We start from the raw sequence: 14,652 nt of genomic DNA on the forward strand, positions 1-14,652 counted from the left end.
CTGATAACTGATAACTGATAACTGATAACTGATAAACGATACAATAGGAAAGATAGAAAATATCTTATTTAATATCCGTAACATCTGCAATGATTTCTACCTTTCCTCAAGCAAATTCCGTTAACTTTTCACAAATTCGCCTAGAAATTCGCAATCTTAACGCTCAATTAGTAGAATGGCGACGCTATCTACACCAACGACCAGAGTTAGGATTCAAAGAAGAAATTACCGCTAGATTTATTACTCAAAAGTTAACAGAAATGGGCATTCCCCATGAAACAGGAATTGCTAAAACGGGGATTGTTGCTATCATTGACAGTCCCTATTCCGGCCCTGTATTAGCCATTCGCGCAGACATGGACGCTTTACCCATTCATGAAGAAAATGAAGTCCCCTACCGTTCTCTCCACGAAGGAACTATGCACGCTTGTGGACACGATGGTCATACAACCATCGCTTTAGGAACTGCTTCCTATTTGTGGCAGCATCGTCAACACTTTAAAGGAACCGTCAAAATAATTTTTCAACCCGCCGAAGAAAGTCCAGGGGGAGCAAAACCCATGATAGAAGCCGGTGTCTTAAACAATCCTGACGTAGATGGGATTATTGGCTTACACTTATGGAATAATCTACCTCTGGGAACTGTAGGAGTTCGTAGCGGGCCATTAATGGCTGCTGTAGAGTGTTTTCGCCTCAATATCTTCGGTAAAGGCGGTCACGGGGCCATGCCTCATCAAACCATTGATTCTGTGGTGGTTAGCGCACAGATTGTTAATGCTTTACAATCGATTGTTTCTCGGAATGTTAATCCCATTGATTCTGCGGTGGTAACAGTAGGAGAATTACACGCCGGAACCGCTTTAAATGTGATTGCAGATACGGCCAGCATGAGTGGAACGGTGCGTTATTTTAATCCTGAATTTGAGGGTTATTTTGGTCAAAGAATTGAAGATATTGTTAAAGGAATTTGTCAGGGATATGGAGCAGATTATGAGTTAGATTATTGGCGGTTATATCCTCCTGTTATTAATAATGAAAACATGGCAGAGTTAGTTAAATCTGTGGCATTAGAAGTGGTAGAAACTCCTGCAGGAATTGCACCAACTTGTCAAACAATGGGAGGAGAAGATATGTCTTTCTTTTTAGAGGAAGTTCCAGGATGTTACTTCTTTTTAGGGTCAGCCAATGCAGAAAAAGGCTTAAATTATCCCCATCATCATCCTCGCTTTGATTTTGATGAAACTGTGTTACCGTTAGGAGTGGAAATGTTTGTCCGTTGTGTGGAAAAATTTTGTAATTAAAGTTAATGAAAATTAAAAAGCTAATTGCAAAAGTTTTATTATTAGGGGTTGGTTTTATTCCTAGTCAACTCCTGGCTCAAACCAGCTTACCTTTACATGAAAACTTGATTAGTTTTAATTCTTCTCAAGGGGAAACCTTATTAATAGAAAGTAATGCTCGTCAAGATTATATTCCTTTAAGTCTTCAATTTGAAACCCAAGAAAACTTAGCATTTTGTGGCGTTGCAAGTATAGTCATGGTGTTAAATGCTTTGTCTATACCTGCACCAAAAGCGACAGAATGGGTGATGTATCATCGCTTTACTCAAGATAATGTTTTTGATAACCCAAAAACAGAAGCTGTTATCACAAAAGAAACTGTTTCTCGACAAGGAATGACTTTACAAGAATTAGGGGGTTTATTGAAAAGTTATCCTGTTGATGTAGAAGTTTATCATGGGGATGAAGTCAGTTTAGAGGAATTTCGCCAAGAAATTATTAATAATTTGAAGCAAGCAAATGATTTTGTTTTAGTGAACTATTTAAGGTCTGCCATTGGACAAGAAAGAGGGGGGCATATTTCTCCCATTGCAGCTTATAATAAAGAAAGCGATCGCTTTTTAATCTTAGACGTTTCTCGTTATAAATATCCCCCCGTTTGGGTTAAAGCGGAAGACCTTTGGAAAGGGACCAATACCATTGATTCAGTTTCCCAAAAAACCAGGGGATTTATATTAGTTACTTCTCAATAATATTGAACTAATAACTAATTAATGTTCACTACTTTCTGTTAAAATTTCTAACATAATAGGAGAAAGATTTTTCCCTAATTTTCCATTGCGAATTAACTCAGCATACGTATCAGCTTCAATATCTAACAATGTATCTTTGAGTTGTTGCATAGCGATGGATTCTAACTGAGGATATTTTTGTTGAAAATCAGCAATTTTTTCTTCTATCGATTTTAACTGTCCTGTTACTAATTCTTTTTCGTAACGATAAAATTCTGAGTCAATACTAGGAGATTCATCTAAAGTTTGAAAATAATCAATCACTCGTCCTAAAGCCATTTTTCTGGCTAACAACTCTGAATATTCTTGACGTAACGGTTGATCGCCTACTAAGTTCAAATTTTTCAATACCCATTGTGTACTTAAACCTTGAATTAATAGTGTAAATAATACCACGCCAAATACAGTATCAATAATATCTTGTCTTCCACTCAAAGAAACAGGAACGCTTAAAGCTAAGGCAATAGAAACCGAACCTCTCAAACCGCCCCACCAAAGTACAGTTTGTTCAGGTAAACTGATATCAACTTTTGTGAAAACATTACTAAAATTTGCCAATCCATAAATACCAATAAAACGAGTCGCTAAAACAGCAATAATAGCAATACCAATAATATCTAAATTATCACTTAAACTATCAAACTCAATCTGATCGCCAATCAATAAAAAGACAATAGAATTAACAAAAAATGCCAGAAATTCCCAAAATTCAGACACTAATAATCGGGTTCTAGGATTCATGCCAATACGAGATCCAAAGTTACCTAAAATAATACCCACTGTTACTACAGAAATAACCCCAGATCCCCCTAACTCTTCTGTAATCAAATAAGTACCATAAGCAGAAACTAACGTTAAAGATTGCTCAACTAAAGGCAGATCAAACCGTTGGGTTAAATAAGAAATACCAAAGCCCACCAAACAACCTAAACCGATACCAATACCGACAAACTTACCAAAACTAAGCACTGTATCCGTAACCGAAAACACCTCTGTTCCTAAAGGTATTCCTACCAATAATAAGAAAGCAACAACCGCAACCCCATCATTAAATAAACTCTCTCCTTCCATCAATACCGTTAACTTTTTACTCGCTCCTAATTCTCGAAATAAAGCCACGACAGAAACCGGATCAGTTGCTGATAAACTTGCCCCAACTAATAAAGCAATGGGTAAGGCCAAATCTGTTAATTGACTCAACGCTAAAGCAATGCCAACGACAGAAATAATAACCCCAACAATAGCAAATAAGACAACAGGAATCCAATTTTCTTTCAACTCTCGCCAGCGAATATTCCAAGCAGCTTCAAACAGCAAAGGAGGTAAGAAAATCTCTAGAATTAATTCAGGAGAAAGATTAACCAAGCGAACATCAATAAACGCTAACCCTAAGCCGACAATTACCAATAAAAGTGTGTATGGAATTTGCCGAAACCAAGAAAAAATACGGGAAATTGTGGCGACACTCAAAGAAACTGATAAAACCACTAAAAATTGTTCTAAATTTTCTTGAATGGCCATATCAGCAGCACTAGCTTCTAGACTCATAAAATACTCCTCATCATCATCTATTTAGAAAGGTTGCTATATTAAGGACTAAACATATTGTTATCTGTCCACGTGGTTAAAATGTCTCAGTCAGTTCCGGCTTGGGGAGATACACCCCTAACCAACCCACCCACTCCACAACAACTTGATCAGATGCAAACCCATCTCGATTTAGTATTGTTGGCCAGCGAGTGTTTGATCCCTATAGATACAGATATGCTTCTACAAGCAGCCATCGACTTAGATGTTAACACTACTTTAGTCGAAAAAGTACAATTGTGGTCAAACCGAGACACCACAAAAGTAGATAACCCCTTAGACAGTTTTACCGTTGAACAAATGCGATCGCTAATTTTAATTATTTGCTACCTTAATCAACAATATGAAGAATTGATTCGTCGCGCTGTTACCCTCCTAGAACAAATGACAGCACAAAATAAAGATCCAGCACAAACGACCTTATTAGGAAACTATTTAGAAAATTTTCAGAGTTTCTATTCAAAAAGAGAAAATACGGTCAAACTGTCCCCCGACAAACAAATACAATTAGCCTATAAATTATTAACTGACCTACTATTCTACAGTGAAGATAATGGCTATGATCGCTTGTGGTTAACGCTTCTAGATTATACGTCTTAAGCCAAGGCGAGCCTTTATTAAATTAATTGATTATTCAAGATCCAATATAAAAATCATTACTCCTCTACTCAAAACCAATTATATTTAAACCAATTGTATGATGTTATTTAATAATACACCCCTACAAACCTACACCCCTCCTACTTGTACCTTGAAATTATGGGATAAACGTCATTTACTATCACGTTGGGGCGAATTAATCTCTTTAGATAGTATTGAGTTTGAACTACAATTTGATGATCCTCGACTCTTAGAAGAAGACCAAGTGACGGTTAAAGGCGATCGCATTCAACTTGAATTATTACGTAACGTTGTCCAAACCTATGTTAAAAATTTCCTGCATCATACCGCTTCTTATATCGAAGGAAGCCCAAAAGAAAAATTCTCCCCAAACAATCAAAAAATAACAAATCCAGAAGCGATCGCAACCCCTTCTTTATCCTCTCAAGGCTTACTTTCTCATCATCTAGCCTTGGGATCATTAGCATCTCAATCCTCTCATACCTCTGTTACCTTATCGCTGTCCCAACTATTTGACCTGGTAAATGCTCTAGAAGCCTACAATAAAACCATTGTTACCCTAGCTCATGGCAAAAAAACTCCTTTAAAGAAAAGTCTAGGGGTTTGGATCGCCACAGGTACTGTCGCAGTCCTGGCCATTCTCATTCCTACGGTTGGAGTGAAGTGGTTTAGACAACTGACGACAACGGATAATCCTACTGATGACACCACAGAAACCGCAGACAGTACCCTTCCTTTTCTGGATGTATCACCCCCTGTACCACCCCCCCCAAAAACTCCTCTCCCTACACCTTCTTTAGCCCCCTCCTTGGCTAATCGTGACCCTTTACCACCCCCTGGAGAAATTGGTCAAGTTGCCCCGCCACCGCGAAACCCCAATGTTGCTATTCAAGCACCTCCGTTACGAGTCATACCACCCCCACCGGTAGCTCCTCCAGCCCCACCAAAACCCAACACTGCCCAGTCTAATGCTTCGGGGACAGTTGAGTCGGTACCACAGCATCTTTTACCCAATGGAGAAACCCCTATCATCATGCCTGGTTTGCCCCCACAACAGGTCAACCAACTGCTCCAAAACCCAACACTACCTGCACCCCCGACGTTACAAGCGAGGAATACCACCCCATCGTCAGGAGCAACAGCAAATCGGGATCAAGTCACCATTCCCGACGAGTTATTGTCTCCAGAAGCTAAGGTTGTCCCAAAACCTCCCCCAAAAACTACTCTTCTCGATGCAATTCCCCAAGTTGCCCAAGCCCGTGAGTATTTCCAGCAACGGTGGCAACCTCCTGAAAATCTAGAGCAAACCTTAGAATATCGTCTCATTGTTCAAGAAGATGGTTCTCTCAAGGAAACGGTTCCTCTCGGTCGTTCAGCCTCTATTTATCTGTCTCAAATTCCTTTTCCTACTCCAGGATCTCAGTTTGTTTCTCCTCTCGAAACAGTGAATAATCAAACCATTCGCTTAGTTCTTATTCCCAATGGAACCGTTAAAACCCTTTTAGAATAAGGGGATGGAGAGTATGGGGAGTGATAAGATCACGGGATATAGAGGTAGCGGGGGGAAGATATATCAATCATTGTTCCCTGCTCCCTCTGCTCCCTACTCAAAATCACCCTGCTTTTTGTGGGGTTGAACTTTCATTTGCAGGTAAACTGTGAATGAACTGTCTGATTACTTCGGTCTTGGTTTTACCATCTTCCATACAATACGCCTCTAAACGTAATAAGTCCCTCTCAGGAAGACGAATGGTTAATACTTTGTCAGACCTTGGTTTTGTTCTAGCCATGTTTCTTTTTTACTAATACTGTCCTTTACTTGTTTTAACAAGATCGTAACATCATATTCTGATTTGTCACACAGTGAATGTACTTACTCTTTACTTTGTTAGTACAAAAACTTGACAAAGTATAAATATTGTCCTATATTGGTAACAACAGGTACAAAGCCTACTATTTATAAACATAGGAGAACAGACTATGGCAAACAACCCAGAAATCGACACTAAAACATTAAATAACGATGTTAGTGATGGTAGTGAATTAATTCCGGCTGACGTAGCAGCAAGGAGAGAAAGAGAAGGAACTCAAGAAGAAAAAAGAAAAGAAATTAAACAACAAGACGATATATCCACAGACGGATACACCGTTGACCAAGAAGGATTAATTAATAATTATCCTGTAACGCCTCCTATGACAGCAGCAACCTATCCCACTCCCAAAGAACAATATGCCTATATTATTTTAGGTGGTTTAGCTGCAACTTTTGTTATTAGTTTAATTTGTATTGCTTTTAGTGTAAGTTAACTATCTACTTATTCAAAAATCCAAAAATCATAAAATTTCGTAGACACAATCAAGGGGAATAAGAATATATGGCTACTCAAACACCAGCAAACGAACAAAATTTAAGTAAACAAGCCTACGAAGAAAAAGTTAAGGCTCGATTAGAGAAACTCAACGCTCAAATTGATGAAATGAAAGCTAAAGCTAAACAAGCTAAAGCTGAAACTGAAATCGAATATCATAGTCAAATAGAAGAGTTGACAGCAAAAAGAGATGCAGCCTTTAATAAATTAGAGGAACTGCAAAAATCAGGGGAAGACGCTTGGAAAGATATTCAAGCAGGATTTGAATTAGCTTGGAAAGACTTGCAAGTATCTTTTGAAAACGCTACTAAAAAGTTTCAGTAATACTTCTATTTTCTGAAATTTGCAATCATTGAAGCAATAGGTTTTTCCTTGATAAAGCCTTTGCTTTGATAGTTAACATCCTAGACAAGATACAACAAGATATAAGGAGAATAATAATATATGTCTACTCAATTACCTACAAACGAACAAAACCTAAGTAAACAAGCTTACGAAGAAAAAGTTAAGGCTCAATTAGAGAAATTCAACGCTCAAATTGATGAAATGAAAGCTAAAGCTAAACAAGCTAAAGCTGAAACTGAAATTGAATACCACAGTCAAATCGAAGAGTTAACAGCAAAAAGAGATGCAGCCTTTAATAAATTAGAAGAACTGCAAAAAGCAGGAGAGGACGCTTGGAAAGATATCCAAACCGGATTTGAATTAGCTTGGAAAGACTTAGAAATGGCTTTTGAAGATGCTATGAAAAAGTTTCAATAAGTCCATGTTTAGCTAGATTATGATCTTTAGTATTAGAGATAATACCCATTGAATGGGTATTATCTCTACCTATATATGTTGACGAATCTCTATGAATTCAATTACGATAATAAATAGAATTAGCTCATAGGATTTATGAGTTTTTGAGTTTAATAGAAAGTGATTTACAAAGAAACTTTAAATTTACTAGAATGGCCTCGTCTTTGCCAACAGTTAGCAACCTTTGCAGCCACTAAAATGGGTGCAACAGCAGCCCGTAATTTACCAATTCCAACCAGTTTAGAAGAAAGTAAAGAACTTTTAGAACAAACAAAAGAAATTTACCGTCTAGAACAAAATTTAGAAATAAAATGGACATTTGAAGGCATTACCGATGTAGGAGACTCCCTAAAAAGAGCAACCCTAAAAGGTAATCTTTCAGGAAAAGAACTGCTTAATATTGCCACAACCTTAGCAGGAATGCGACGGTTACGAAGAATAATAGAAGATTATGAAGAACTACCCACATTAACAGAATTAGTCGCCGACATTCGCACCTATCCTGAACTAGAAAAAACAATCCATCATTGCATAGACGAAGCAGGAAAAGTCGCTGATCGCGCCAGCACCAAACTAGGAGAAATTCGTCATAATCTTAAAGAAAATAGAGATAGAATTTACCAGAAACTGCAAAATATTATGCAGCAAAAAGGAGGAGCGATTCAAGAAACAGTGATTACCCAAAGAGGCGATCGCTTTGTTCTTCCCGTAAAAGCTGCCCAAAAAGAGCAAATTCCAGGCATTATCCACGACACTTCTGGTACAGGAGGAACCTTTTACATCGAACCTAACTCCGTCGTACAGATGGGGAATAAACGTCGTCAATACTTACGACAAGAAGAAAGAGAAGAAGAAGCGATCTTACGTCAGCTAAGTGAACAAGTTGCCGAAGTAGCCGAAGATTTAGAATATTTACTAGCGATCGCCACAATTTTAGACTTAGCCACCGCTAGATCCCGTTATAGTTTCTGGTTAGGAGGAAACGCCCCAAGATTCATAGAAGATAAAGAAACCATCACCCTCAGACAGTTACATCATCCCCTATTAGTCTGGCAAGAAAGACACGAACAAGGATCACCTGTCGTTCCCATTAACGTGCAAATTAACCCAGAGATTCGCGTTATTGCTATTACCGGACCCAATACTGGCGGAAAAACTGTCACCCTGAAAACCGTCGGGTTAGCTGCTTTGATGGCCAAAGTAGGCTTATTTGTTCCTGCCAAAGAACCAGTAGAGTTACCTTGGTTTAAGCAAATTCTAGCAGACATTGGGGATGAACAATCAATTGAACAAAATTTATCCACTTTTTCTGGGCATATTCGTCGTATTGTTCGTATCTTAGAAGCGTTAGATCAGGGAACAGAAAGCAGAGAGCAAGAAGCAGGGATCAGGGATCAGGGATCAGTTTTATCTGAAACACCCCACACCCCACACCCATCCCTAATACTCCTAGACGAAGTAGGTGCCGGAACTGATCCCGCCGAAGGAAGTGCATTGGCGATCGCTTTATTGCACCATTTAGCTGATCATGCCAGATTAACCATTGCTACTACCCATTACGGAGAATTAAAAGCTCTCAAATACGAAGATTCGCGCTTTGAGAACGCATCAGTGGAATTTGATGATCGATCCCTTTCCCCGACTTATCGTTTGTTGTGGGGTATTCCAGGGCGGTCTAATGCCCTAAGTATTGCTCAACGTCTGGGTTTGGATCACGAAATTGTAGAAGAGGCTAAAACCCGTATTGGGGGACTGTCTCAAGATGTTAACGATGTCATTGCAGGGTTAGAAGCGCAACGCAGAGAACAGGAAGAAAAGGCACTTGAAGCCCAAAAATTATTGCAAGAAACAGAGAAATTTTATACCGAAGTTACCGAAAAAGCGACGGCTTTACAACAAAGAGAACAAGACTTAAAACGACATCAAGAACAAGAAGTGCAAAAAGCGATCGCAGAAGCAAAAGAAGAGATTGCTCAAGTGATTCGTAATTTACAACAAGGGAAAAAAAGTAGCCAAAAAGCTCAACAAGCAACAGAAGCCATTACTAACATTGGTCAAAAACAGTTACCCAAAAAAGCAAAACCAACTGTTAGTTATCAGCCCAAAGTCGGGGAAAAAATTCGCCTCTCTAACTTAGGACAAACCGCCGAAGTATTAGATGTTTCCCCTGAAGATGAAGAGGTTATGGTACGGTTTGGACTGATGAAAATGACTGTTTCGTTTAGGGATATTGAATCATTAGATGGTCAAAAAGTAGAAACCAAAGTTAAAGAGAAAAAACAAGCAGTAACACCACCACCGTCACCGTCTAAACCCAAAGATGTACCAACCATTCGCACCTCTCGAAATACCATTGATATTCGAGGAAACCGTGTCGCAGAAGCAGAAGCTGACTTAGAAAATGCGATCGCCCAAGCGACTGAGTCAGGGTTAATCTGGATTATTCACGGTAAAGGTACGGGTAAATTGCGTCAAGGCGTTCATGAATTTTTGAAGCGTCATCCTCAGATTGCGCGCTTTGAATTGGCTCCTCAAAAAGAAGGGGGTTCCGGGGTGACATTGGCTTATTTTAAGTAAGTTCAATATTGTCAAGAAACTTCAGTAAAATATAAAGGGCTAGGCCAATATTCTTCTTTTGAAAACATCAATTCATTTTATTACTCCTACAACTACCTCGAAAACCCTCTCATTGCTTGCTACATAAATACTTCAATTAAAACTATCAGAACCAAAAGCAAGGTAATGAGTTTTATAGTTAATTCAAATAGAAATAAGAGAAAACTTACCTGCTGTATTGTCAGCATAGTGAGCAGGATGCTCACACTAAATACTATAGATAAAAGTATCAAAGGAACAATCAGTGGATTTGAATTATTTTAATTGATAAAATTATGGCTTCAGAATTAACTAAAACTCTCAACCGAATTTTACAAGCAAAAGAAAAATGGGCAAAACAGTACAATACGCAGGATCTTCAGTATTTACAACCTGGATTATCAAAAGATGAGATAGACACCATAGCTAAACATTTGCCGTTTCAACTTCCCTTAGAAGTCTCCGAACTTTATCAATGGCGCAATGGTTCTAGACAGGGAGAGTATGAAGATCAACACGCGGCTATCTTTTCTCCTGTAATGACTCCATGGACTTTTAGACCTCTACCGGAAGTCGTTAAAATCTACTTAAAAAATCTCAGAAAACAGACAAATCTATCAGCTAACACTTTCCCTTTACCCACAAAGGTAAAGTATTTGCAAAGCTTTCACGAATTACCTATTTTTTATACTATAGATTGGACTTGTTCAGGAAGTCTTTGGCTCAATATAAAAGAAGGACTAAGTCTTGTGGTTTTTGATAGCTTTGATGAAGGAGAAATGAATATTATATCTACATACAGTAGCTTAACATCTCTGATGCTAACCATAGCTGAATGCCAAGAAGCAGGAATTGTTTTCGATTGTAAATATACTTCAGATCAGTGCGACGAATTAGAAAATCAAATCTGGTACAAATATAATTCTGAACTTAGAGAGTTTGCCTTACAAGTTCTCCAAAAACTACCTTTCTCTGAATTAGCTTGGATACATATTATATCTGGGCTTGTTAAATTTAAAGATTTAAGAACTGTTTCCTTTTTAATTCACTGGCTAACTAATTTAATTGATGCGTATAAAGATCCAAACTTTAAAAGAAATTATATAGCTTATCTAGATGGAAAGTTATACAAACAAGACACAGATAATTTTTACTACTTTCAATTAGAGACGGGACTACCAAAAATTTTAGGAGAATTGGGAGACATTAGAGCCGTTCCTGTTTTAATTACAGCTTTACAAGATAATAATCTTTTTCAACAAAATGCTTTTAGTCGGATTTGTGCAGCCAAAGCTTTAGGTCAATTAAAAGACCAACGAGCTACTTTCCCTTTAATTTACATTCTCAAAGATAATTGGAAAGAAGCTCGAAAAACAGCAGCTTGGGCATTAGGAGAAATTCAAGATAAAAAAGCAGCAAAACCCTTAATTAAAGCTTTACAAGATAGGGATAAAGAAGTTCGACAGACAGCAAAAGAAGCTCTTGCGAAAATAATTGATAAGTATCCCGAAATTAAAAATCTATAGGTGTTGCTGACCGTGCATTTGTTATCTTTCATTTTTCACTATATTAACTCTCCAGTCACTTTGAAGAATTAGTATTATTTCTTTATCAATAGATTTTTTCTTCTCGTTACTTCAACGATCGCCTACAATCCTAACTAGAAGCTTTTTGATCTCTTGAGAGTGAGCAGCACATCACCAACTCACCTTACTCATTGTTTTCGTCTTGTGAAGGAGGATTATTTTGAGCCTGATTAAAAGCTTGGCGATCAGGAAATAGAGTACATAATAATTGATTAATATAAACTTGACCCACTACAGGGGCGTTATTTTTATCAGCAGGACTATTCGATTTTGTCGGAATTTCAGGAATTTCAGGAATTTTTGTCACCTCTTCTATTTCGGGTTCTGAATCTGCCCACAAATCTTCCATTTCTTCGACAAATCCAGGCTTATTATGATTAGTTGTATCAGTTTGAGATGCTTTCTTTTGATCATTGGCAGTTAAATGACCATTGTCTCCAAAACCATTATCATCTGCTTTTATTGCTGGTGGAGACTGACTTTCTTTTTCTTGAAACTGACGAGAAGTATCACCCATTAATGATCCAGCTTCAATGGTGGTTCCTGACTCAATAGAAGTATTAATGACGGTTGTACAAGAACCGAGACAAACATTTTGACCAATTTTACCGTGACCAACAATGAGAACACCTGCCCCCAACATAGCGCCGGATTCAATTTCAATGTCTCCTTTATAAGCATTGATCAGGGTTCCCATACCAATACAAGCCCCTGAGTGTATGACAATACGACAATTAGGCGCAGCTTGCAAAATTGTTCCAGGTGCAACAACAGCACCCTCATGGATAATAACCTCACCAGTGATCGAAACTTCTGAGTGACGTGGTGGCTGAATAAGGGGTAAAGGCATCAGATTATATTAAATAGCTTATGACGTGAGAAGGGAGGTATTGATGAGAAGATGATGAGATTAAAATTTCTTCACCACCTGCTCACCTCACCACTTCACCACCCCATTCTTAGGGACGTTGGATAATGGTTTCTAAGACGCGCCGTTTGGCTTGAGGATCAATACCGATTAAGCGGACATATTCCCCTTGATGCTCAGCTAAACAACCTTCTAAGGCTGCAATGACTTCGCTTTCGTGAGTGCTGTCGATGGGAGAGCAACTTTGCCATGATTTGGTACGGAAACGACGCTTATCCGCGTGTTCTGTGCCGATTTTATAACCTTGGGAGAGTAAGGAACGCACTTGGGTAACGGCCTCGCTAGTTAAATTACTGGTGGCAACCCGGCCATTTCCATTGCTATTGCTAGAATAAGTAAGGGTTTTAGACGGTGCCGAAGCGGTAGCTGTGGCAGTTGCTGTTCTGCTGCTTCGATTACTTAGGGCATCTTCAGGCCGTTGAATGATAGTTTCTGCAACCCTTCTTCTGGCTTTGCTATCGATACCAATTAAGCGAACATATTCCCCTTGATGCTCGGCTAAACAGTTTTCTAGACCCGCAATGACTTCGCTTTCACGGGTGCTATTGATAGGAGAGCAACTTTGCCATGATTTGGTTTTAAAACGACGCTTGTTGGCGTGTTCTGTACCAATTTTGTAACCTTGGGAGAGTAGAGAGCGAACTTGAGCGATCGCATCAGAACTTAAACCGCCACTACCAGAGGTTACTCTTCTTTTACTTGCGCGAGGAGAAGCTACCTTACTATTACTCTGAACGGTGCCGGGTTCTCCTGGACGCTGAATAATGGTTTGGGAAACTCTCCGCTTGGCATTAGGATCAACGCCGATTAAACGGACGTATTCCCCTTGATGTTCGGCTAAAAGTTGTTGTAATTCGTTGATTACCTCAGATTCTCGCTTACTATCTATTGCAGGGCCAGTTAACCAAGATTTTGTCTTAAAACGACGGGTACTTGCATATTCTGTACTAACTGTCAATCCCTGATGTAATAAAGTACGAACTTGGGAGGCGATATCGTTGCCTACCTTGCCGTTACCGTTACTAGAACTTTGGACAGGAGCGAGATCCACTTTACTCTTGGTGGTGGTAATGCGACTGGGTTCTCCTGGCGTGTCTTCTGGTCGTTGAACAATCAGTTCAAGGACACGACGTTTAGCACCGGTATCAACCCCTAACAGGCGTACATATTCCCCTTGATGGTCTTGTAGAAAGTCCTCTAAATCTGCTAAAACTTGATCGGCGCGACCTTCAAAGGTTCCGCCGGTTAACCAAGATTTGGTTTTAAAACGACGCTTATTGGCATATTCTGCCCCAATGGAATACCCTTGGGACAGCAAAGAGCGTACTTGCGCTACAATGTTTGAACTTAAACTCATACTTGTCACCGAATTTCTATAATCACTCTGATTAATGTCTTTTATAGACTTTCCTAACTGTTTACGAATAGGGGTAATACAGGCTTGGTTCTCAGCGCATTGATACCCGACTCGTAGGGCTTCGTTAACTTCTACCACATGATGAGCAAAGTGGCGATCGCTGTCTGTTACTTCAGGAAGGCGATCAGCCTGTTGCTGATTAGTAATAACAGCACCAGAGGGGACGTATTTTCCTGGGGGAACTTCTACGTCTTGAATCAAGGCGTGCATCATGACGATACAGCCTTGACCGACTCTAGCGTTAAATATGGTTGAGCGAAACCCGATAAAACAGCCATCCCCGATATATGCCGGTCCGTGGATCAGAGCCATGTGAGTAATACAGGCTTCTTTACCAATCCAAACGGAATATTCTTGGCCGTCATCTCCTATCACCCGCCCTTTTTCTAGTCCATGAATGACGACCCCATCTTGAATATTGGTTCCTTCACCAATATAAAATGGGGTTCCTTCATCGGCTCTTATAGATGTTCCTGGGGCAATTAAAACATTAGCCTCTACTTGAACATCACCGATGAGGTTAGAAAAAGAATGTACGAATGCACTATCGTCTATCTTGGGTTCTGCGAGGGTTTGCGACCAAGGTGTCGGGGGTGCCGCCCTTTTGCGGACTACCATGACAATTTTCGTCCTCCTCTTTAAATAATTTAGTATCAGTTATTAGCAGACTATCAATG

13 protein-coding genes are annotated in these 14,652 nt (G+C 39.2%); 9 read left to right on the top strand and 4 right to left on the bottom strand.

The window, feature by feature from the left end:
* Positions 1 to 89: 89 nt before the first annotated feature.
* Both CY0110_RS10170 and CY0110_RS10175 read left to right on the top strand, forming a co-directional pair.
* On the top strand, positions 90 to 1,301 hold the full coding sequence (locus CY0110_RS10170; protein WP_008275328.1) for a M20 metallopeptidase family protein: 1,212 nt from the start codon (positions 90 to 92) through the stop codon (positions 1,299 to 1,301).
* 5 nt (positions 1,302 to 1,306) lie between these two features.
* Positions 1,307 to 2,032, top strand: coding sequence for a phytochelatin synthase family protein (locus CY0110_RS10175; RefSeq protein ID WP_008275329.1), 726 nt, complete (start codon positions 1,307 to 1,309; stop codon positions 2,030 to 2,032).
* Positions 2,033 to 2,050: 18 nt separating this feature from the next.
* Here the strand turns inward: CY0110_RS10175 and CY0110_RS10180 are convergent, their stop codons facing one another.
* Positions 2,051 to 3,619 (bottom strand): cation:proton antiporter, encoded by a 1,569-nt coding sequence (locus CY0110_RS10180; protein ID WP_008275330.1) that lies wholly within the window; start codon positions 3,617 to 3,619, stop codon positions 2,051 to 2,053.
* Positions 3,620 to 3,676: 57 nt separating this feature from the next.
* Here CY0110_RS10180 and CY0110_RS10185 point away from each other — a divergent pair, with 57 nt between their 5' ends.
* Together CY0110_RS10185 and CY0110_RS10190 are read left to right on the top strand one after the other, a co-directional pair.
* Positions 3,677 to 4,258 carry a DUF3038 domain-containing protein gene (locus CY0110_RS10185; RefSeq protein ID WP_232285711.1) on the top strand — a complete coding sequence of 194 codons (582 nt, stop codon included), beginning with the start codon at positions 3,677 to 3,679 and terminating at the stop codon, positions 4,256 to 4,258.
* 97 nt (positions 4,259 to 4,355) lie between these two features.
* Complete coding sequence (locus tag CY0110_RS10190; RefSeq protein WP_008275332.1) at positions 4,356 to 5,789, top strand: DUF4335 domain-containing protein; 1,434 nt, start codon at positions 4,356 to 4,358, stop codon at positions 5,787 to 5,789.
* A 103-nt stretch (positions 5,790 to 5,892) separates the two neighbouring features.
* Here the strand turns inward: CY0110_RS10190 and CY0110_RS30390 are convergent, their stop codons facing one another.
* On the bottom strand, positions 5,893 to 6,069 hold the full coding sequence (locus tag CY0110_RS30390) for a hypothetical protein (protein ID WP_008275333.1): 177 nt from the start codon (positions 6,067 to 6,069) through the stop codon (positions 5,893 to 5,895).
* Between the two features lie 190 nt (positions 6,070 to 6,259).
* Here CY0110_RS30390 and psb34 point away from each other — a divergent pair, with 190 nt between their 5' ends.
* From psb34 to CY0110_RS27945, 5 genes are all read left to right on the top strand, one after another.
* Positions 6,260 to 6,586, top strand: a complete 327-nt coding sequence (psb34, locus tag CY0110_RS10195) for a photosystem II assembly protein Psb34 (protein ID WP_008275334.1) — start codon at positions 6,260 to 6,262, stop codon at positions 6,584 to 6,586.
* A 68-nt stretch (positions 6,587 to 6,654) separates the two neighbouring features.
* Positions 6,655 to 6,972, top strand: coding sequence for a sll1863 family stress response protein (locus CY0110_RS10200; RefSeq protein ID WP_008275335.1), 318 nt, complete (start codon positions 6,655 to 6,657; stop codon positions 6,970 to 6,972).
* Between the two features lie 120 nt (positions 6,973 to 7,092).
* Complete coding sequence (locus CY0110_RS10205) at positions 7,093 to 7,410, top strand: sll1863 family stress response protein (RefSeq protein ID WP_008275336.1); 318 nt, start codon at positions 7,093 to 7,095, stop codon at positions 7,408 to 7,410.
* Between the two features lie 159 nt (positions 7,411 to 7,569).
* Positions 7,570 to 10,026, top strand: a complete 2,457-nt coding sequence (locus tag CY0110_RS10210; RefSeq protein ID WP_008275337.1) for an endonuclease MutS2 — start codon at positions 7,570 to 7,572, stop codon at positions 10,024 to 10,026.
* A gap of 314 nt (positions 10,027 to 10,340) precedes the next feature.
* Positions 10,341 to 11,570: a HEAT repeat domain-containing protein gene (locus CY0110_RS27945; RefSeq protein WP_008275338.1), complete on the top strand. Its 1,230-nt coding sequence runs from the start codon at positions 10,341 to 10,343 to the stop codon at positions 11,568 to 11,570.
* Between the two features lie 184 nt (positions 11,571 to 11,754).
* Here CY0110_RS27945 and CY0110_RS10220 read toward each other — a convergent pair whose 3' ends face one another.
* Together CY0110_RS10220 and CY0110_RS10225 are read right to left on the bottom strand one after the other, a co-directional pair.
* Complete coding sequence (locus tag CY0110_RS10220; protein ID WP_008275339.1) at positions 11,755 to 12,480, bottom strand: LbetaH domain-containing protein; 726 nt, start codon at positions 12,478 to 12,480, stop codon at positions 11,755 to 11,757.
* A gap of 109 nt (positions 12,481 to 12,589) precedes the next feature.
* Entirely contained in the window at positions 12,590 to 14,593 is a 2,004-nt protein-coding gene (locus tag CY0110_RS10225) for a ribulose bisphosphate carboxylase small subunit (protein WP_008275340.1), read from the bottom strand.
* Positions 14,594 to 14,652 lie beyond the last annotated feature (59 nt).

It is taken from the genome of Crocosphaera chwakensis CCY0110 (assembly GCF_000169335.1).
Classification (GTDB): Bacteria; Cyanobacteriota; Cyanobacteriia; order Cyanobacteriales; family Microcystaceae; genus Crocosphaera; species Crocosphaera chwakensis.